General features: G+C 57.4%; 22 protein-coding genes. 14 read left to right on the forward strand and 8 right to left on the reverse strand.

Features of this window, described 5'->3' with window-relative positions:
• Positions 1 to 11: 11 nt before the first annotated feature.
• From FY156_02475 to FY156_02505, 7 genes are all read left to right on the forward strand, one after another.
• Positions 12 to 890, forward strand: a complete 879-nt coding sequence (locus FY156_02475; GenBank protein ID UXS00438.1) for a cytochrome c oxidase subunit 3 — start codon at positions 12 to 14, stop codon at positions 888 to 890.
• A gap of 90 nt (positions 891 to 980) precedes the next feature.
• Positions 981 to 1,367 (forward strand): DUF983 domain-containing protein, encoded by a 387-nt coding sequence (locus FY156_02480; GenBank protein UXS00439.1) that lies wholly within the window; start codon positions 981 to 983, stop codon positions 1,365 to 1,367.
• A 10-nt stretch (positions 1,368 to 1,377) separates the two neighbouring features.
• Complete coding sequence (locus FY156_02485) at positions 1,378 to 2,112, forward strand: SURF1 family protein (GenBank protein UXS02990.1); 735 nt, start codon at positions 1,378 to 1,380, stop codon at positions 2,110 to 2,112.
• A 63-nt stretch (positions 2,113 to 2,175) separates the two neighbouring features.
• The gene (gene ispH, locus FY156_02490) at positions 2,176 to 3,228 is read left to right on the forward strand and encodes a 4-hydroxy-3-methylbut-2-enyl diphosphate reductase (GenBank protein UXS00440.1); all 1,053 of its coding nucleotides are present in this window, start codon (positions 2,176 to 2,178) and stop codon (positions 3,226 to 3,228) included.
• Positions 3,229 to 3,267: 39 nt separating this feature from the next.
• A complete protein-coding gene (locus FY156_02495) occupies positions 3,268 to 4,236 on the forward strand; it encodes a homoserine kinase (GenBank protein ID UXS00441.1) in 969 nt (322 codons plus the stop codon).
• Positions 4,233 to 4,673 carry a ribonuclease HI gene (rnhA, locus tag FY156_02500; GenBank protein UXS00442.1) on the forward strand — a complete coding sequence of 147 codons (441 nt, stop codon included), beginning with the start codon at positions 4,233 to 4,235 and terminating at the stop codon, positions 4,671 to 4,673. Before FY156_02495 ends, rnhA begins: the two co-directional genes overlap by 4 nt.
• Positions 4,674 to 4,828: 155 nt before the next feature.
• Entirely contained in the window at positions 4,829 to 5,137 is a 309-nt protein-coding gene (locus FY156_02505) for a Dabb family protein (protein ID UXS00443.1), read from the forward strand.
• Positions 5,138 to 5,184: 47 nt separating this feature from the next.
• On the opposite strand, the gene FY156_02510 is transcribed toward FY156_02505, so the two are convergent.
• Both FY156_02510 and FY156_02515 read right to left on the reverse strand, forming a co-directional pair.
• A complete protein-coding gene (locus FY156_02510) occupies positions 5,185 to 5,670 on the reverse strand; it encodes a peroxiredoxin (GenBank protein UXS00444.1) in 486 nt (161 codons plus the stop codon).
• A 99-nt stretch (positions 5,671 to 5,769) separates the two neighbouring features.
• Complete coding sequence (locus FY156_02515) at positions 5,770 to 6,612, reverse strand: cytochrome C biogenesis protein (protein UXS00445.1); 843 nt, start codon at positions 6,610 to 6,612, stop codon at positions 5,770 to 5,772.
• A 161-nt stretch (positions 6,613 to 6,773) separates the two neighbouring features.
• Here FY156_02515 and FY156_02520 point away from each other — a divergent pair, with 161 nt between their 5' ends.
• The 3 genes from FY156_02520 to FY156_02530 all read left to right on the forward strand — a co-directional run bounded on the left by FY156_02520 (position 6,774) and on the right by FY156_02530 (position 8,914).
• The gene (locus FY156_02520; protein ID UXS00446.1) at positions 6,774 to 7,379 is read left to right on the forward strand and encodes a YqgE/AlgH family protein; all 606 of its coding nucleotides are present in this window, start codon (positions 6,774 to 6,776) and stop codon (positions 7,377 to 7,379) included.
• A 103-nt stretch (positions 7,380 to 7,482) separates the two neighbouring features.
• The gene (locus tag FY156_02525; GenBank protein ID UXS00447.1) at positions 7,483 to 7,674 is read left to right on the forward strand and encodes a CsbD family protein; all 192 of its coding nucleotides are present in this window, start codon (positions 7,483 to 7,485) and stop codon (positions 7,672 to 7,674) included.
• 127 nt (positions 7,675 to 7,801) lie between these two features.
• On the forward strand, positions 7,802 to 8,914 hold the full coding sequence (locus FY156_02530) for a hypothetical protein (GenBank protein ID UXS00448.1): 1,113 nt from the start codon (positions 7,802 to 7,804) through the stop codon (positions 8,912 to 8,914).
• 52 nt (positions 8,915 to 8,966) lie between these two features.
• Here FY156_02530 and FY156_02535 read toward each other — a convergent pair whose 3' ends face one another.
• Genes FY156_02535 through FY156_02550 form a run of 4 tightly spaced genes read right to left on the reverse strand, consistent with a single transcriptional unit; the run spans position 8,967 to position 15,224 of the window.
• Positions 8,967 to 11,882 carry a sensor domain-containing phosphodiesterase gene (locus tag FY156_02535; protein ID UXS00449.1) on the reverse strand — a complete coding sequence of 972 codons (2,916 nt, stop codon included), beginning with the start codon at positions 11,880 to 11,882 and terminating at the stop codon, positions 8,967 to 8,969.
• Positions 11,879 to 12,478 carry a GNAT family N-acetyltransferase gene (locus FY156_02540; protein ID UXS00450.1) on the reverse strand — a complete coding sequence of 200 codons (600 nt, stop codon included), beginning with the start codon at positions 12,476 to 12,478 and terminating at the stop codon, positions 11,879 to 11,881. The genes FY156_02535 and FY156_02540 overlap by 4 nt, the downstream gene beginning before the upstream one ends.
• 29 nt (positions 12,479 to 12,507) lie before the next feature.
• Entirely contained in the window at positions 12,508 to 13,806 is a 1,299-nt protein-coding gene (locus FY156_02545) for an insulinase family protein (GenBank protein UXS00451.1), read from the reverse strand.
• Between the two features lie 20 nt (positions 13,807 to 13,826).
• Positions 13,827 to 15,224, reverse strand: coding sequence for a threonine synthase (locus FY156_02550; protein UXS00452.1), 1,398 nt, complete (start codon positions 15,222 to 15,224; stop codon positions 13,827 to 13,829).
• A gap of 256 nt (positions 15,225 to 15,480) precedes the next feature.
• Between FY156_02550 and FY156_02555 the strand changes: the two genes are divergently transcribed.
• Positions 15,481 to 16,029, forward strand: coding sequence for a PilZ domain-containing protein (locus FY156_02555; GenBank protein ID UXS02991.1), 549 nt, complete (start codon positions 15,481 to 15,483; stop codon positions 16,027 to 16,029).
• Between the two features lie 70 nt (positions 16,030 to 16,099).
• Here FY156_02555 and FY156_02560 read toward each other — a convergent pair whose 3' ends face one another.
• Positions 16,100 to 16,789 (reverse strand): HAD family hydrolase, encoded by a 690-nt coding sequence (locus tag FY156_02560; GenBank protein UXS00453.1) that lies wholly within the window; start codon positions 16,787 to 16,789, stop codon positions 16,100 to 16,102.
• A gap of 182 nt (positions 16,790 to 16,971) precedes the next feature.
• On the opposite strand from FY156_02560, the gene FY156_02565 reads away from it, so the two are divergent.
• From FY156_02565 to FY156_02575, 3 genes are all read left to right on the forward strand, one after another.
• A complete protein-coding gene (locus tag FY156_02565; GenBank protein UXS00454.1) occupies positions 16,972 to 17,652 on the forward strand; it encodes a GntR family transcriptional regulator in 681 nt (226 codons plus the stop codon).
• Between the two features lie 181 nt (positions 17,653 to 17,833).
• Entirely contained in the window at positions 17,834 to 18,412 is a 579-nt protein-coding gene (locus FY156_02570; protein ID UXS00455.1) for a biotin transporter BioY, read from the forward strand.
• A gap of 32 nt (positions 18,413 to 18,444) precedes the next feature.
• Positions 18,445 to 18,858, forward strand: coding sequence for a DUF1284 domain-containing protein (locus FY156_02575; GenBank protein UXS02992.1), 414 nt, complete (start codon positions 18,445 to 18,447; stop codon positions 18,856 to 18,858).
• On the opposite strand, the gene FY156_02580 is transcribed toward FY156_02575, so the two are convergent.
• Complete coding sequence (locus FY156_02580; GenBank protein UXS00456.1) at positions 18,848 to 19,948, reverse strand: hypothetical protein; 1,101 nt, start codon at positions 19,946 to 19,948, stop codon at positions 18,848 to 18,850. The two genes, FY156_02575 and FY156_02580, sit on opposite strands and share 11 nt — an antisense overlap.
• Between the last annotated feature and the right edge of the window lie 66 nt (positions 19,949 to 20,014).

The following is a 20,014-nucleotide window of genomic DNA, read 5'->3' on the forward strand; positions in this document are numbered from 1 at the left end:
GATTGTCGCACATGGCAGATACGCATCAGAAAAACCACGACTACCATATCATAGACCCCAGCCCCTGGCCGCTTCTTGCGTCCATCGGCGCTTTCGTGATGACCTTTGGCGGCGTCTGTTACATGCGGTATCTCTCGGGCGGCACATTCAAGCTGTTCGGGCTTGAGCTTGCCAATCCCTGGCTGTTCTATATCGGCCTCGTTATCGTGCTTTACACCATGTACGCCTGGTGGGCGGACACGATCAAGGAAGGCAACGAAGGTGCCCATACGCGCGTCGTGTCACTGCATCTGCGTTACGGCATGATCATGTTCATCGCTTCTGAAGTGATGTTCTTCGTGGCCTGGTTCTGGGCTTACTTCGATGCCAGCCTTTTCCCCCATGAAGCCATTCAGGCATCGCGCCTTGAATATACGGGCGGGCAGTGGCCGCCCAAGGGCATCGAGGTCATCGACCCCTGGCACCTGCCACTCTACAACACGGTTATCCTGCTTCTCTCCGGCACCTGCGTAACCTGGGCGCACCACGCCCTGCTGCACAATGACCGCAAGGGTTTGATTTCCGGTCTTGCTTTGACCGTCGCGCTCGGCGTTTTGTTCTCGACCGTGCAGGTCTATGAGTACATGCACGCGCCGTTCGACTTCAAGAACTCCATTTATGGCGCCACGTTCTTCATGGCGACCGGCTTCCACGGTTTCCACGTGTTCGTCGGAACGGTCTTCCTGCTGGTGTGCCTGTTCAGGGCGATCGCCGGTGGCTTCACGCCGAAACAGCATTTTGGTTTCGAGGCGGCTGCCTGGTACTGGCACTTCGTTGACGTGGTATGGCTGTTCCTGTTCTTCGCGATCTATATCTGGGGCGGTTGGGGCGCACCTCTGGCGCACGGTTGATCGTTTCCGAAACAAGCGTAAGAGCGGCTTGCGGGCCGCTCTTTCTGTTTGTCCGGGAGGAGAAAGGTCCAGTGCGAGAGGGAGATCGTCATGTCCGGACCGGAGGGTAACGCTTTTGCGCCCGTCGATCCCGTAAAGACGGGTTTGGGCGGTTGCTGTCCACGCTGTGGAAACGGGCGGCTGTTCGACGGATTTCTCAAACTGCAGCCGGAATGCAGCGCGTGCGGCCTGGATTATTCCTTCGCTGACGCGGGCGATGGCCCGGCCGTCTTCGTCATGTTGATCGTTGGTTTTCTGGTCATTGGGCTCGCTCTGTGGGTGGATGCCCGTTTTGCCCCGCCCGTCTGGGTGCACGCCATGCTCTGGCTTCCATTCACGATCATTATTTCCCTCATCCTCCTGCGCAAGCTGAAGGGCATCATGATTGCCCTGCAATATCGCAACAATGCAAGCGAAGGCAAAATCGATCGTGAATGACGGATCTCATATGAAGGCTGCAGAACGACGCGTCGGCTTCGCGGCGCCACTCGTGCTGCTTGCTCTCGCCATTTTGCTCGGCCTTGGCACATGGCAGGTCAAGCGGCTCTATTGGAAAGAAGGACTGATCGCCGATATTGCTGAAAGACGTGTGGCAAGTCCCGCATCGCTTTCCGATATCGAGGCAATGGCAAGGGCTGGTGAAGACATCGAGTATCGCCGGCTCAGCGTGAAAGGTGTTTTCGACCACAATCGCGAGCGGCATTTCTTCGCAACATATAACGGAAGTACCGGTTACTATATCTATACGCCGCTGACACTGGCAGACGGGCGGGTGGTCCTCATCAATCGCGGTTTTGTACCTTTCGAAATGAAGGAAGCGGCCAAGCGCGTGGAAGGGCAGGTTGGCGGCGAGGTTGCGGTCGAAGGACTGGCGCGCGCCCGGCTTGCCGGCAAGCCATCGTTGATGCTACCCGACAACGACATCGCCAAGAATATCTTCTACTGGAAAGACATGACGGCGATGGCAGAGAGCGTGGGTATTCCTGCCACGCAGCTTGTTCCGATCTTTATTGACGCGAATGATGCCCCAAATCCGGGCGGTTGGCCGAAAGGTGGCGTAACGCTCACAGATTTGCCGAACAATCACCTTCAATATGCGATAACGTGGTATGGCTTGGCAGCAGCCCTTGTCATTGTCGCCGGTTTTGCCTATTTCCGAAACGGGAAGGGGCAGGACGAGTAATCGGCGCGTGCCATCCGCAAGGAAGGCCAAAACCGAAGGCCAGGGAGAGGTACAGGAGCAGGAATGAACATTGCCGTTACCAAACCCCCTTTGACGATCCGGCTGTGCGGGCCGCGCGGTTTCTGCGCAGGTGTTGACCGCGCTATCCAGATTGTCGTGCTGGCGTTGAAGGCCTACGGTGCCCCTGTCTATGTGCGTCACGAAATCGTGCACAATCGCTACGTCGTTGAAGGGCTGGAAGCCAAGGGTGCGGTCTTCGTCGAGGAACTGCATGAGATACCATCCGAGCACCGCGAACAGCCCGTCGTCTTTTCCGCACATGGTGTGCCGAAGTCCGTGCCCGCTGATGCCGAGGCACGCAATCTCTTTTATCTTGATGCCACATGCCCGCTGGTTTCCAAGGTTCACAAGCAGGCCATGCGGCATCAACGCCTCGGCCGCCACGTCGTACTGATCGGCCATGCCGGCCACCCGGAAGTCATCGGCACGATGGGCCAGCTTCCCGAGGGAACAGTCTCGTTGGTCGAGACGGTGGACGATGTCGATCACTACGAGCCAGCGGATCGTGAAAATCTCGGCTTCGTGACCCAGACGACGCTTTCCGTCGACGATACAGCGGGCGTGATCGCCAGACTTCAGGAACGGTTCCCTGCCATTCAGGCTCCGGCTGCCGACAGCATCTGTTACGCCACCACCAATCGACAGGATGCGGTGAAACAGGCAGCTCCCGGCTGCGATCTTTTCATCGTCGTCGGCGCACCCAACTCCTCGAATTCGAAGCGCCTGGTCGAGGTTGCCCTGCGGGCCGGTGCAAAGCGCTCCGTGCTGGTGCAGCGCGCATCTGAAATCGATTGGGACGAAATTGGCGATGTCAAAACCGTTGGTCTGTCGGCGGGCGCATCAGCGCCGGAGGTGATCGTCGATGAGATCATCGAAGCCTTCAAAGCACGGTTCGACACGACGCTTGACCTTGCCGTTACGGTTGAGGAAACAGAGCATTTCCTCGTGAACCGCGAGCTTCGCGCCATCGAACTGACAACCGAGGATATGGCTTTCGTCAATGGCAATGCCAGCAACGCGCTGCCACCAAAGACGGCCGCAGGCAGCATCTCCTGATCCCGAATTTCAATCCTGTCCCTAGCAAGAGATTTTAAATTGGCAGTTTACACGGACATCACCGAAGATGATCTGAGGAATTTCCTCACGCAATACGATGTCGGCGAACTCACCTCCTATAAGGGAATTGCCGAAGGTGTCGAAAACTCCAATTTCCTGCTGCACACGACCAAAGACCCGCTGATCCTGACGCTCTATGAGAAGCGTGTGGAAAAGTCGGACCTGCCGTTTTTCCTGGGTTTGATGCAGCACCTGTCGGCAAAGGGCTTGTCCTGCCCATTGCCTCTACCGCGCAAGGATGGTGCGCTGCTTGGCGAACTGTCCGGTCGTCCCGCCGCACTGATCTCTTTCCTGGAAGGTATGTGGCTGAGAAAACCGGAAGCCAAACATTGCCGGGAAGTCGGCAAGGCGCTGGCTGCCATGCATCTTGCTGGAGAAGGCTTCGAGATCAAGCGCCCCAACGCACTGTCCGTTGAGGGCTGGAGGGTTCTTTGGGACAAATCCGAAGAGCGCGCCGACGAAGTGGAAAAGGGCCTGAAGGCCGAGATCGCGCCGGAGCTCGAATATCTCGCCGCGAACTGGCCCGCTGATCTGCCCGCCGGCGTCATTCATGCAGATCTGTTCCAGGACAACGTGTTTTTCCTGGGCGACGCGCTTTCTGGCCTGATTGATTTCTACTTTGCCTGCAACGATTTGCTGGCCTATGACGTATCGATCTGCCTCAACGCCTGGTGCTTCGAAAAGGACGGCGCTTATAACGTTACCAAGGGCAAGGCGTTGCTGGAAGGCTACCAGTCGGTGCGCCCGTTGAGCAAGGACGAACTCGAGGCATTACCGCTTCTGGCACGCGGCTCTGCGCTGCGCTTTTTCCTCACCCGTCTCTACGACTGGCTGACGACGCCGGCTGGCGCACTGGTCGTCAAGAAAGATCCGATGGAATATCTGCGCAAGCTGCGTTTCCACCGGACGATTGGCCACGTTGCCGAGTACGGACTGGCAGACGCATGAAACATATCGATATTTTCACCGACGGTGCCTGCTCCGGAAATCCTGGGCCTGGCGGCTGGGGCGCTGTCCTGCGCTTCGGCGAAATCGAGAAAGAGCTGTCAGGCGGTGAAGCCGAAACCACCAACAACCGCATGGAATTGATGGCGGCGATCTCTGCGCTTAACGCCTTGAAAGAACCTTGCGAGGTCGACCTCTATACGGATAGCTCCTACGTAAAGGACGGCATCACCAAGTGGATTTTCGGCTGGAAGAAAAAAGGCTGGAAAACCGCTGACAACAAGCCGGTCAAGAATGTCGAGCTTTGGCAAGCACTTGAGACGGCCCGCGAGCGCCACAAGGTGACGCTGCACTGGGTCAAGGGCCACGCTGGACATCCTGAAAACGAACGTGCCGACGAATTGGCACGCAAAGGCATGGAGCCTTTCAAACGGCGGTAATGAAAGCCTGTTCTATTCCGCATCGCGCTCGATGCAGGACGAGAATATGGGGTTGAGAAAACTGAAACCCGACTTATCTTGTCGGCAATCATCCGCCTCGATGCCAACTGCGTCTGTCATCGGCGGGAACGGAAACGCAGACGAAGAGGTATCTCATGATCCTGCATTGTGTATTTTTGCGTTTTAAGGCAGCAACTGCGTCTTCTGAAAAACAGGCAGTCTTCGAGGCCATTGCAGCCCTGAAAGACGATATTCCTGGTATCGTGGATGTCAAATACGGCCAGAATGTCTCGCCGGAAGGCTTGAACGGTGGCTTTGTCGACGGTTTTATCGTGACTTTGGAGAGCCCGGAGGCGCGCGATGACTATCTCGCTCATCCCAAGCACATCGAAGTTGGCGAACGTCTTGTTTCGCTGACGGATGGCGGCCTGGCGGGACTTCTGGTTTTCGATATGAACACATGAAAAAGGGCGGTTTTACCGCCCTTTTCTTTTTTCCATGATCGTCAGGATCAAAGCTGTTCGATCATCGTCGCAGCCGACGAGACGGTCGCCTGACCGGGGTTTTCTTCGATGTTGAGCGATTTTACCACGCCGTTCTCGACCAGCATGGAATAACGCTTGGAGCGGACACCAAGGCCGCCGCCGGAGAGATCGGCATCAAGGCCGAGCGCCTTCGTAAAGGAGGCGTCCCAATCGGCGAGGAAGTGGATTTTGCCCTGTCCGCCGGAAGCCTGTGCCCAGGCGCCCATGACGTGCCAGTCGTTGACAGCGATCACGGCAATGTCGTCAACGCCCTTGCCAAGAATGGTGTCTCGGTTTTCCAGGTAACCAGGCAGATGGTTCAGCGTGCATGTTGGCGTGAAAGCTCCTGGCACGGCAAACAGCACCACCGTTTTGCCGTTGAAGAGGTCATCGGTGTTTGTTTCCACCGGGCCGTCAGCGGTCTTTTCCTTGAATGTCGCGGAAGGCAGCTTGTCGCCGATCTTGATGGTCATGTCTTTGCTCCTGTGGCAATGCGGTCCACCGGACTATAGAGCATCAATATTGAAAATCGAGTGCCGTTTTCCACTCTTCCGCATGCGATGCCACACCCGTCAAGGCTTTGGAAAATTAAGGTTCGTCTCCATCGCCCGATTGCCGCTCTTGACCAGAATAGGCCAGCTTTGGCCCGGCACCTGATAGGTCTTGGGAAGTCCCTTGATGTTCATGTAGAATGATAACTTGCGTTTGTCGCGCACCAGGTTCTGTGGCTCGAAATAGGCAAAACCAGATGGCCCGGCGACAAATATTTCCGTTTCTTTCGGTGCGTTTTCCGGCAGCAGCAATTGTACGCCGAGCATGGTTTTGTCCGGGGTAATGTGAAAATCGGTGACCTTGAAATCGTCGGAGGCAGCCTCCGGCAAGGTCGCGCGTGCTTCATTCAGCAACTTGCGCTCCTCGTCATTGGTGTCTTCAGGTTTACCACGGCCGATCTCGAACGTCGCCTCGAAGGGAATGCAGATATTCTGGCATACCCCGATGAAGGCAGTCATCCGGACTTTCTCATTGGTGGCATTGCCGAGGGTCTTGAGCTCGAAGGGGAGCCCGACAGCCTGATCGTATCCGATGTCGTTGAGATCGCCATTCTCGATCAGTTTGGGAACGGGATAAGACATCGAAGACAACGTCACGCCACTGGCCGGATCGAGGTTGATCTGTGGTGGTATGCCTGCTTCGCCCGGTTCCCGCCAATAGGTAATCCAGCCAGGGTTGGGCTCGATTTGCAGGACACCACGGATACTACCGTTTTCGTCGCCCGAAAGGGCAACGACTCGCATCCGCCCGCCCTCGCTGCTGGCCCAGTCGGTGATTTCCGCCTGCGCTGCGTGCGCACTGCCCGCGATGATGGCGATTGCAATACAAGAACGTGAAAACTGCAAGAATGTCCTGATGCTCATACTTCCCGTCTAACGCAACATTGTCGGGTGGGCCAGTTACGAATTTGTGCCGTTCATCATTTTCGGTTGATTGATAACGCACTATGCCTCATCCTATTGACTGTCGAAATGCGAGCGCCGCATTCCGCTGACGTGCGGATGACGGCCTTCTGGAGGCGCCTGTGAGCTTTTCAACCCTGATGGAAAAACGCGAACGTGGCTTTCTCGACGGTCAGTTTCTGATCGCCATGCCAGGATTGGACGATGGAAACTTCGCCCGTTCGGTCGTTTACATCTGCGCCCATTCGGACGCAGGTGCCATGGGATTTATCATCAATCGGCCACAGCAGATAACGTTCACGGACATTCTTCTGCATCTCAAACTGGTGGATAGCAATGATGCCATCATGCTGCCCAACCGCACTCGCGATTTCCCCATACAGTCCGGTGGCCCGGTCGAAACTGGCCGTGGTTTCGTGCTTCACTCGGATGACTATGGGAGCGAGTCGAGTATTCCCGTAAGCGATGAGATTTCACTGACGGCGACGCTTGATATCGTCAGAGCCATTTCCAACGGCCATGGTCCGAAGCGGGCGACAATGCTGCTCGGCTACGCGGGTTGGGGGCCAGGCCAGCTTGAAAACGAAATCGCCAACAATGGCTGGCTCAATTGCCCCGCATCCGATGATCTGATCTTCGACAGGCTTTTGGATAACAAGTACGAACGCGCCCTGGCACTGATGGGCGTTGATCCGCGCATGCTGTCGGCTGAGGCCGGGCACGCCTGAGCCCTCATTGAAGTGCGTTTTGTTGTCGGAACCAAATTCCGATCCCTGACGTTACTCCCCCGAAAACCGGACGACTAGTTCGGTTCAACAAGGGAGAAATACCATGGGTAGCACATCCGATAAGATCGCCGGCAAAGCAAACGAAGTCGCAGGCAAGGTGAAGAAAAACGTCGGCGAAGCGACCGGCGACAATGAGTTGCGCGCCAAGGGTGCCGCCCAGGAAGCAAAGGGCAAGGTGCAGACCAGCGTCGGCAAGGCGAAAGACGCCGTAAAGGGCGCGGTCGACCGGATGTAACAAGGGATCTGACCGCGAACCTTCCGCGGCCTGAAACTTCGAGCGCATGTGTCTTTCGATACATGCGCTCTTCTCGTAGAAGCGCCTGTTTTGGCGTTTTCCCTTCTGCTCAGCACACAGGTCACTCATGAAGCTCTTCTCCTGCGCCTCCTGCGGACAACCCGTCCATTTTGACAATCGCTTTTGTGTGTCCTGCGGTCATCGGCTGGCCTTCGTGCCGGAGCGACTTTCCATGGAAGCCCTGGCGCCGGTTGGTGAACCAAACTGGCAGCTTGTGGCTGAACCTGAGAAGCAGGTGCGTTTTTGCGCCAATGAAGTCAACGATATCTGTAACTGGTCTGTCCCGGCGCAAAGCGAAAGTGCCTTTTGTCCGGCATGCAGCCATAACCGCCTAGTGCCGGATATCGCGACGGAGCAAGGGATCGGGCAGTGGCGGCGGATCAGCCAGGCCCAGCGTCACCTCTTTTATTCGCTGTTGCGTCTCAAGCTTCCTCACCCCAACAGGGATGTCGATCCTGCTGGTGGGCTCGTCTTTGATTTCCTTGTCGATGAGGTTGCGCCTGATGGGTCGGTCATCCCGGCTATGACGGGGCATGACGAAGGGCTGATTGCCATCAGGGCGGCGGAAGCCGATGATGTGACGCGCGAACAGGTGCGCGCCAACATGAACGAGCCCTATCGAACCATGTTGGGGCATTTCCGTCATGAGGTGGGGCATTTCATCTGGAACAAGCTGGTCCGCGACAAAAACCTGTTCGAGCCATTCCGTGCTGCGTTCGGTGACGAACGCGAGGATTACGGAGCGGCGCTGCAACGGAACTATGAGCAGGGTCCCAGACCCGACTGGCAGGATAGTTTCATCAGCTCTTATGCCTCCGTACATCCCTGGGAGGATTTCGCGGAGTGTTTCGCTCATTATCTGCACATCGTCGACACGCTGGAAACGGCGCGGGCCTTTGGTGTTGCTGTTGATCCCGATGGGCACGAGGAAATGGCTGCGGAAGTCACGTTTGATCCCTACAATGCCCGTAGTGCCGAGCAAATCGTCAAGGCGTGGATTCCTCTCAGCGTTGCCATCAATTCCATCCAGCGCAGCATGGGGGAGGCGGACCTATATCCCTTCGTGCTGACACCGCCGGTGGTTTCGAAACTGGAGTTCATTCGTGCATTGCTGCACGGAAAAATCGTTGGCGTAAGCGAAACGCAGCAAGACGTGCAGCAGACGGCAATGGTTCAGTAAGGCGCGCTATATCTGCGGCATCCTCGGCATGACCCGAGGATGCCTGCATTTTTTACGAAGCTCTTTTGGTCTGCTGGAACTGCTCACGAAGCAGCTTCAGTGCCGTTTCGGCGGTGCCCGGGGTGCCAAACAGGAAGCTCTGTCCGTAATGGCAGTTCATGCGGGCAAGTTCCGCCGCATCCTCAGGTGTTTCGATACCTTCCGCCACCACCTGCATGTCCAGTGCACGCGCCATGGCAATGACGGAACGCAACAAAACATTGCGCTTGTCGCTTGTATTGGCAACCAGCGCCTTGTCGAGCTTTATCGTGTCGAAGGGGAAACGGGTCAGATAGGCCAGCGACGAATAACCCGTGCCGAAATCGTCCATCGCAAGGCTGAGGCCGGTTTCCTTGAGTTTGGACAGAACAAGGCGTGCCTGTTCTGGGTTTTCCATCACCACCGATTCCGTCAGTTCCAGCTTCAACTGCTGCGGATTGCAGCGCGTGCGCGTCAGCATGCTGCGCACATCGTTGTACAACTCGTTGTTCAGCAATTGCGCGCTGGAAATATTGACCGAAATGAAGATCGGCATCTTGTCGATGGCATGCTGCCAGTCCATCAGGTCGGTCGCAGCACGCTCAAGGGCGAACATGCCAAGCGGTTCGATCAATCCGGATGCTTCCGCGACGGGGATGAACTCGCTCGGCGGAATATTGCCGCGCTTCGGGTGTTCCCATCGCATCAGCGCTTCGAATCCGGCAAGCCCGCCGTCATCGAGTTTGATGATTGGCTGATAGGCAAGCGAGAGTTCCTTGCGCTCGATGGCGCGGCGCAGATCACTCTCCATCTGCAGACGATCCGTACCGGAGGTGCGGAAGGCCGGGCGGAACGGTTCAACGCGGTTGCCGCCGGCGCGCTTGGCCCGGTACATCGCCAGTTCGGCGTCGCTGAGGAGACCGGCAGCACTTTCCTGCTGGTCGATCCAAGAGACAAGGCCGATTGAGGCTGTCAGGATGATTTCGCGATTGGCGAAATTGATTGGCACCATGATCGCCTTGTTCACAGCATCGGCGAAATCTGCAACACGTTGCGGATCGCGCTCCGACGTGAGGATCAGACCGAATTCATCACCGCCAAGACGGGCAAGCGTATCCTGCGGCTTCAGAAGGCGACGCAGACGTCGTGTCAGCGCAATCAGAATGTTGTCGCCAGCAGCAATGCCCAGCGTGTCGTTGACCAGCTTGTAGCGATCAATATCGATCGCCATCACGGTCGGGCGCACGCTTTCGCCATCGGAGGACAGGTTGAGGATTGACTGCAGGCGGTCAAGGAACACCTGCCGGTTCGGAAGGCCGGTCAGGTTGTCATTCATCGCATCCTGCAGCAGCCGCTCGACCGAGTTTTTCTGTTCGGTGATATCGGTGATGGTGCCAACGCAGCGAATGATTTCACCGTTCGAGCCAAGAACCGGACGGGCGCGGATCTGCAGCCAGTGGAAATGGCCGTCTTCGGCGCGGATGCGGAACTCGTGGTTGAGACGTCCCTTGCGATGATCCAGCAGCACATCCAGCGTCGCCTTGAAGCGGTCGCGGTCGTCTGGATGCAGGCGCGGCAGCCAGTTGCGGGCTGCGCCATGCATCGTGCCAGGTTCCAGGCCAAGCCGGTTGGAAATATCCGGGGTGGTGACGATGCGGTCACGGGTCACGTCCCAGTCCCACACCGTATCGCCAGACCCTGTCAATGCCAGGGACTGGCGCTCCAGATCGGAGAACAGGCCCTGCTGGTACGCACTGCCGGCAAAGGCATGCTGGATCACGGTGAAGCCGATCAGAAGCACGATCAAAACCAGCCCGCCGCCAAGCGCCGGCTGCACGATGTCGTTGTCCAGTTGCCCCGTCACTGTCAGCCAGCTTCCGAACAGCCAGACAAGAATGAGGGCCCATGACGGCACGAGCAGAATAGCCCGGTCGTAGCGGTTAAAGCCGAGATAGATGATCAGCGCGATCCCCGCCGTCGCGGTCAGTGCGAAGGAAACGCGCGCGATCCCCGACGCCACCGAAGGGTCGTAGATCGCCACACCGAACAGTACCGCAAGGCCCACTACCCAGGCAAAGGTCGCATAACCAAGATGTGCGTGCCATCGGTTGAGGTTGAGATAGGTGAACAGGAAGACCACGAAGCTGGAGGCGAGCGCCACTTCGGCGCCCGCCCTCCATATTCGTTGATCGCTGGATGTGACGGTTATGAGCTTTTCAAGAAAGCCGAAGTCAACGCAGATATAGGCAAGCACGGCCCAGGCAAGAGCGGCCGACGCCGGTAGAACCGAGGTGCCCTTCACGACGAACAGGATCGTCAACAGCACGGCCAGTAGGCCGGCAATGCCGAGCACGATGCCGCGATAGAGGGTGAAGGCGTTGATGGTATCCTTGTAGGCTTCCGGCTCCCACAGATAGATCTGCGGCAATTGCGGTGTCGAAAGCTCGGCAACAAAGGTAATGACGGAGCCGGGGTTCAGCGTAATGCGGAACACGTCAGCATCGGGGCTCGGTTGCCGGTCAAGCGCAAAGCCTTCCGAAGGCGTGATGGCGATGATGCGTTGCGAACCAAGATCAGGCCAGAACAGCTTGGAATTGACCAGACGGAAATGCGGCGCGACGATAACGCGCTCGAGCTGCTCTTCCGAGACGTTGGCAAGCGCAAAGACAGCCCAGTCGCCCTGGTGGTCTGGCGAGCTGGCGCGCACCTCGATACGCCGGCGGATGCCATCTGGTCCCGGCGCGGTCGATACCTGGAAGGCTTCACCCTGGTTGGCGTAGATGTCGGTGGTCGCGGTCAGGTCAAGCGCGGTGTCGTCACGGGAAATCTTGACGGGTTCGAAGGCTTGCGATGCAGAGGCAAAAAACAACAGCAGCAAGAAGATCGGTGCGGCCAGCGACAACGCCGCCATACGTCGAGCAGTGCGGAGCGCAAAGTGATCGTTGGTCATATATCGTACTTCGTTCCGCCGGAGCTTTGCTTGTCGGCAAGAAGGGAAAACATCACATGATCCCGCCATTCGCCGTTGATTTTCAGATATTCCCGCAAGAGACCTTCCCGCTGGAAACCGGCATTTTCAAGAAGCCGGATGCTTTTGAAGTTTTCCGGAATACAGGCTGCCTCGATGCGGTGCAACTGAAGTCCGTTAAAGATGTAGGGAATTACCAATTTTAATGCGGCAGACATATGGCCTTGAGCGGCGTATCGCTCCCCAATCCAATAGCCGATCATGCAGCTTTGCGCCGCGCCGCGGCGAATATAGCCAACGGTAAGCCCACCGAGCAGCGTCGCCTCTTTTTCGAAAAGCAGAAATGATACGGCAGTGCCGGAGGAAAACTCCTGGCCGTTGCGCACGACGCGCATGCGAAACGAGCTTTCTGTCAGCTCATCGGAGCGCCACGCCGGTTCCCACGGCTGAAGAAACTGCCGGCTCTCCGATCGCAATGTGTGCCATTGTTTGAAATCGCCATAACGCGGCAATCTCAAAAGGTGGTTGTCGCTGCGCAATTCTGGCGTGTCATGGTGTCGGGAAAGAAAACGCAGCATTCAAGTCCCTGTGCGGAACGCCTCCGCTCTCAGCCGTTTGCGATGATCTTTGCAGGCTGCTGCGCAGAAAGCGCCGCAGTGATGTCCGAGAGCGGCGCCAGATTTTCAAGCGGGCCGATTGCGGACAATGTAGGAACTCTATCGAAAAACAGCCGTCCCGCAAGATCGGTCAGGCGCTCGACGGTGATGTCGCCAAGGCGCTGCATCATTTCCTCGTTCGGAATGGGGCGACCATAAAGCATCATCTGGCGGGCGATCTGACCGGCGCGAGCCGCAGGGCTTTCCTGGCCCATCAGCAATTGTGCCCTGATCTGGGCGCGGGCGCGGTCGATTTCCTGCTGATTGATCGTTTCTGAGGATTTTGCCAGTTCGTGGACGATGACAGGCACCAGTTCCGCCAGATCGGCGCTGCCGGTTGCCGCGTGAACGCCGAAAACGCCGGTATCGGAAAAACCCCAATGGAAGGCATAGACGGAATAGCAAAGGCCGCGATGTTCACGCACTTCCTGGAAAAGTCTGGATGACATCCCGCCGCCGAGGATATTGGCGAGGATCTGCGAACAATAGAAGTCACGGGCGTGATACGCCTTGCCTTCAAAGCCGAGCAGAACCTGTGCGTCCATCAGGTCGCGCGTTTCGCGGATTTCGCCGCCGGTATAAATCGCTTTTTCGAAGACGGGCGGTGCGCTGGGAACCAGCGGCAGCGAAGCGAAGCGCGCTTCCACCTGCTTGACGAAGCTGTCATGATCGACAGCGCCCGCCGCAACGACGAAAATCCTGTCCGTCGTGTAGTTGCGGGAGAGGTAATTACGGATCTGGCCGGTGGTGAAGGACTGCACCGTCTCGGGTGTGCCGAGGATCGGACGACCAATGGTCTGGTCGCGATAGGCGACACCGGAAAAATTGTCGAAGATCACGTCGTCAGGCGTATCGGTTGCAGCACCGATCTCCTGGAGAATGACGTTCTTTTCACGCTCCAGTTCGTCTTCGTCGAACAGCGACTCCGTCAGGATGTCAGCAAGAATATCGACGGCGAGGGGGACGTGGTCTTTGAGGACACGGGCGTAATAGGACGTGGTTTCCGTCGATGTCGCCGCATTGACCTCTCCGCCGACATTCTCGATCTCTTCGGCGATCTGTCGGGCTGTGCGCCGCGACGTGCCCTTGAAGGCCATATGTTCGAGAAGGTGGGCAATGCCGTGTTCGGCATTCGTTTCGTTGCGGGAGCCTGACTTGATCCACACCCCGAGAGCGACGCTTTCGAGATGTGGCATTCTTTCCGTCACAACGGTTAACCCGGACGAAAGCCGGGTCAAATTTACTTTCATATCAGCGTCTTTCCGCGTCTCTATTTGCTGGCGCGCGCATGTTTGCCGATAAATGTTTCCACGGCTTTAAGCTCTGCGTCCAGAACGTCGAAACGCTCCTCCCGGTTCATCAGATCGGAGAGCCATACTGGAAGCGCCGGATCGATTGCGCAAGCGGATTTTACAGCGGCCGGGAATTTAGCCGGGTGGGCCGTCGACAGAACGACCATCGGGCTTGTCGGCTTTTCATACTTCTCAGCCACAAAAACACCGGTCGCCGTATGCGGGTCGATCAGATAGCCTGTCTTTTCCAGGGTGTCGCGAATGGTTGCGGCAACCTGCTTTTCCGTGGCGCGTCCGGCGCGGAAGTCGCGCTTGATGAATTTCATGGCCTTAGCCGGAATTTCGAAAGCGCCTGACTGTTTCAGGCCGTCCATCGATGCTTTCACAGCGCTGGCGTCGCGGTCATATGCTTCGAACAGCAGACGCTCGAAGTTGGATGAAATCTGAATGTCCATCGACGGCGAAGTGGTGGCTTTGACGCCGCGCATTTCGTAGCGGCCGGTTTTCAGCGTGCGTGCGAGGATGTCGTTGTCGTTGGTTGCGACCACCAGCTTGTCGATCGGCAGCCCCATTTTCTTGGCGACGTAACCGGCGAAGATGTCACCGAAGTTGCCGGTCGGCACAGTGAAGGAAATCTTGCGGTCCGGACCACCGAGTGCAAGCGAGGCGGTGAAGTAGTACACAACCTGCGCCATGATGCGCGCCCAGTTGATGGAGTTGACGCCCGAGAGCTTCACGCCATCGCGGAACTTCCCATCATTGAACATTTCTTTGACGAGGTTCTGGCAGTCGTCGAAATTGCCGTTGATCGCCAGCGCGTGCACGTTCGAAGCGGTCGAGGTCGTCATCTGGCGCTGCTGCACCGGTGAAACCTTGCCGTTCGGAAAGAGAATGAAGATGTCGGTGCGTTCGCGGCCTGCAAAGGCATCGATGGCTGCGCCGCCGGTATCACCGGAGGTGGCGCCAACGATCGTGGCGCGTTCGCCGCGCTGGGTCAGCGTGTAATCCATCAGGCGGGCGAGGAGTTGCATCGCCACGTCCTTGAACGCCAGCGTGGTACCGTGGAACAGTTCCAAAACAAAGCTGTTGGGGCCCGTCTGAACCAATGGAACAACGGCCGGATGACGGAATGTCGCGTAGGCGTCGTCGATCATGGAGCGGAAAGTGTCGGCTGGAATTTCGCCGCCGGTAAAGCGGTAGAGAACCTCGAAGGCGACCTCCTGATAGGTCTTGCCGCGAAGATTGCGGATTTCCTTTTTGGACATGGAAGGCCATTCGCGCGGCACATAAAGCCCGCCATCGCGCGCCAGACCCGCCAGAAGCGCGTCGCAAAAACCAAGCGATGGGGCGGTACCCCTGGTCGATATATATTTCACGAGATGTTCCCTTGTCCTTGACCTGCACGTCTACCGGCTTTCCGCCTCGAAAGCGGCGATTGGCGAGGTAATGAAGGGCTTTCTGCAAAATTCAAGCAAAACCGAACATCAGCCAATCGATTTTTTCTGGCGTCGCTGCTATAGACCATCGCCACCCGGCGTGAAAGGCCAATAAACAGCGTCTCCGGTTCGGTTCCGGGGCAAGGGATGAGGAATTAGCAGAGTGTCAGGGAATTTCTTGCGTTTGTCCGCCGCGATGTCGCTTCTGGTTGTCGTTGCGGGCTGCAACTCATCCAATCCGTCGGAGTCCCTGGCGGTCAATCCTCCTGCGAATGCGGCCAATCCGGTCGCTCCAGTCGTTCAGGCCAATTGCCCGACGGTTACCATTCTCGATACCAACGCCGTCCATCGCGTATATGCCGGTGGCGCCAAGGATGACCCGACCAAGCTCGCCTATCAGGTCTCTCTGTCTGATACGACGCGTTCTTGCAGCATGAACGAGTCGACGTTGACCGTGAACGTGCTGGCCCAGGGACGTCTGGTGCCTGGTCCGATGGCGAAGCCCGGCCGCGTTACGGTGCCGATCCGCGTGACGGTGAAGGATGGCGACGGTGAGATCTTTGGTGAGACGACGAATTTTGCTGTTGACGTGCCGGCGGGTTCCGCAGGGACGCAGTTCATTTTCAGCAACGATCACGTTGCCATTCCGAACGCTCCAGGCGGTGCGCCGAAGACGGCAAACGTCTTCATCGGCTTTGCCGATCAGGCTGCCAAGGGCGCACGAGCCAAGACATCGCGCCGTTAAACTCGGCCAAGAATGAAAAAAGCCGGGGCAGCAGGTGCGGCCCCGGCTTTTTCTTTGATTGTGATAGGGCTTAGAACGCGCCCTGCCATTCAGCCATGGCGGCAATGACGGCAGGCAAATCCTGCATACGGGAAATCACAGTCTCAGCACCGGCGTCCGTCAAGCGGTCGGCATGGCTTGGGTAGGTGTGAGACGCGCCGGTAAAGCCGACAACGCGCATGCCTGCAGCCCGTGCACCATGGATGCCATGAACGGAATCCTCGACCACGACCACGCGATCGGGAGAAACACCGAACTGCGCCGCGCCGTGCAGGAAAATGTCCGGCTTCGGTTTTACGCGATCAGCCCCGAGATCCTTCGCTGAATAGATATGCGGCGCGAAATATGGCTTCAGACCGACCTTCGTCAGCATCATATCGAGACGGTGGCTGGATGAATTGGAGCAGATGCAGCGAGGTGTCGTCAGGCGCGACAGTGCAAATTTCACGCCTTCGATGATTTTAACATCCCGTTCCAGTCGTGCGTCGAGCAGTTTTTCCGACTTTTCAAGCAACGAAGCCGAAAATGGAATGCTGGCTTCGCTTTCGACCTGAAGAAGAATGTTCTTCCAGGTCATGCCGGCGAAGCGCTCACCCATCTCCTCGACTGAGATCGGGTAACCCGCCTCTGTCAGCAGGCGGGATTCCACCTGCGCTGCAATGATTTCGGAATCGACGAGAACGCCGTCGCAGTCGAAAATAATGAGGTCGAAGCCGCTCATGGGCACTCCCTGTATCGGATCTGTTATGGAGGAAAAGCGATGCCGGGCTTTTAGACCATGTGGGCATCAATCTCAACCAGCCTGTTTGCAAGGGATATTTCCGCACACGACATGGCTCGCCGTGAATGTCGTCGCCGTAAAAACTGCTACACAGTTTTGCGCGACATGCGCTATGTGAGGTCATGCCCAAAACCGCCAAAACCAGACCTGAAGATACGATTGCCGCCCGAATAAGCCGCGCCCTGGCGGATCGCATCGTGCGTGGTGAACTGGCGCCGGGTGAGCGTCTGCGTCAGGACCATATCGCCGCTGAATTCGGTGCCTCGCACGTACCGGTACGCGAAGCTTTTCGCAGGCTTGAGGCGCAGGGGCTTGCCGCCAGCATTCCACGGCGCGGCGTGCGTGTCGCCGATTTCGGTCTTTCCGACGTGCGCGAGGTGGCCGAAATGCGAGCCGCGCTCGAGGTGCTGGCGCTGCGTCACGCCATTCCGAACATGACGGCAAACATTCTCGATGCTGCGGAAGCGGCAACGCTTGAGGGAGATCGGGCTCTCAATGTCCAGCATTGGGAAGACGCAAACCGTCGCTTCCATCGACTGATCACCGAACCGTGCAATATGCCGCGCCTGATGGAGGCGATCGACGGGCTTCACGCAGCCAGCGCACGGTTCCTGTTTTCCGCGTGGCGGGCAGGGTGGGAGCGGCGCACCGATACGGATCACCGTGCCATCATAGACGCCTTGCGCGGTGGACGTGCGGAGGAGGCTGTTCGCATCCTTGATGGCCACGTACAGTGGATTGGGCGCACTGCAATCCGGACATCATCCGGTTCCGTCCATGACGCATTCGCGATCGTTGGGTAAATTATAGATAATTTTATATCGATATAAATTATTGATTATGCGTCGTTATATTCGACGCTGTCCACAATCGCCGTTCTTGATTGATGCTGCTTGCTCCTTCTTCTGTTGCGTTTTTGTGAGATTCTCGCGTACCAATAGGCCGCTCGTAGAAATTATCTATAATTTTTAAAAGGAGAGATAGATGGCGACCGAGATACGCAATTCCACGATTGCATTTTTTGACATTCCCGCGCGATCCTATGTGCAGCAGGCGATATTCATCGTTGCCGGAACTTTGGTCCTCGCACTTGCGTCGCAGATTTCGGTGCCGATGGTGCCTGTGCCGATCACCATGCAGACATTTGCGGTGACGATGATAGGTGCGCTTTACGGCTGGCGTCTTGGCACGTTGACGGTCTTGGCCTGGCTTGGTGAAGCCATGATCGGTCTGCCGGTGCTTGCGGGTCTCAAATCCGGCATCGCGCCGTTTATCGGCCCGACCGCCGGCTACCTCGTTGCCTTTCCGGTGATGGCGGCACTTGTCGGTTTTGTCACCGAACGCGGTGTAACGGGCGAACGCCCGGTTGCGGGTTTCCTTCTCCACCTGCTTGCGAACATCCTTTGCCTTGCGCTCGGCTGGGTTTGGCTGGCAGGTGTTATCGGCGCTGAAAAGGCCTGGATTGCGGGTGTGGCACCCTTCATCCTGGGTGCGGTGTTGAAGTCGGCACTCGCAGCATCTGTCCTGAAAGCCGCGTCGGTGCGCCGGAAGAACGCCGCGTGACGATACGCCTTCGCGCCCATCATCTTCTCTGCATACTCACCTATGTGGGGAAGGGGTACACACCAGGCTTCACGGTCAACTATGACCGTGTTGCCAGGCGTATGAACGATGGCGAGGAGATCGAACTCGTTGAAGGCCCTGACGACATTTGCCAGGGTCTTCTCTGCGAGAAAGACGCGCATTGCTTCAATGACAGCGTACGCCGTAGAGACGAGACCGCTCGGCATTTGGTGTCTGCCTTGATGAACGAGACCTTCACTCCCGGCAAACGCTTTCAGCTTTCACCGGAATTCCTGTTGAAACTGCGCCTTGCCTTCGCCGCTGGCGAACTGAGGCGGGCCTGTCAGGGGTGCCAGTGGCAAAAGTTATGTGATCGGGTGGCCACATCGGGATTTTACGGTGTCAGGATCGGGGAACCGATCACCGCGGTCGAGATCACTCCGTGACGTTAATTTCGGTTCGCTCAGCAGCCTTGACCGTGGCCTTGATCTCTTTCGGGTCGCGGTTCGCTTTCTTCTCGTAACTCACTCTCACGGAGTAGTCGCCGGGATGCAATGTCTCCTGATGCTCGGTGCCATAGCGGCCGGAAATCTCCTCCGGTGTGCCCTGCAGATCCCTGGTAATTGCCATGATGTCGATTCTCTCGGCCCCAGTCGCTTTGACGACCAGGATGCCGGCGTCGAGATTGACGGTTATTTCGGTCCGCTTTCCAGCCGTTACCGTAAAGGGTTGCTGCACGGTCACTTTGCCGAGGCGCGCGCTCATCATGAAGTCGCCCGCCGGCATCTCCATAACCTTGCCAACGCCATAAACGCCGTTGATGGACTGGCGTGTGCCGTCCAGTGTCTCCTTGGCCGAAAGCGCCTCGAAGCGGATATCGCCCGTCTCGACGGCTTTTCCATCCTGCGCATAAACGGCCTTTGCAATGACAACGCCGCTTGGAATGATCAGGTCGTGACGCAAGGTTTCACCAGCTTTCACGGCAAGGGTTTCCTCTGCACGCGCCGGGCCAATGCTGCCGATAAGCTTGACAGTTCCTGCCGGCACGAAGGCGTGGGTTTCTCCGTAAATGCTTTCCTTGAACGGTCCTTGGGTGACTTCTGTTCGCGCCTGCGCTTCAACGTCTCCGCCGGGGCTGCGTCTTGGTATCACCGTCAATTCAGCGGCGTCGAAATTGGCTTTTGGTCTCGCCGTCGCGCCATCCTTAACTTCGAATGGGATTTCGCGAACGATGTTACCAAGAGCAGCAACGGCCACATACTTGCCGACAGGCAGTTTGGCCTCGAAGGTGGCGTCATAGGAGCCGCCGGCATTGACGTCGGAGCGTTGCCCGGATGCATCCGCTTTGTAGAAGTCCCATCGCACCGTCGCGCTGTCGCCAAGTGATGGACCACCATCGTAAAGCACCGCATCCGTGACAACGTTGAAAGCAGCTTTCGGTACCTGTGACCATGAGGGTGTAGCGAGAGCCATCAGGATGGCGGCGGAGGATACGGCACCTGCCGCGAACGGGACCGTTTTTTCCATGATGCGCATCTGTAAATTTACCCCCGCGTTTCCGGTCTTTTTGCGACGCCGACGCGTCGGCACGAATGACCTGTT

The organism is Agrobacterium tumefaciens (assembly GCA_025559845.1).
Lineage (GTDB): Bacteria > Pseudomonadota > Alphaproteobacteria > Rhizobiales > Rhizobiaceae > Agrobacterium.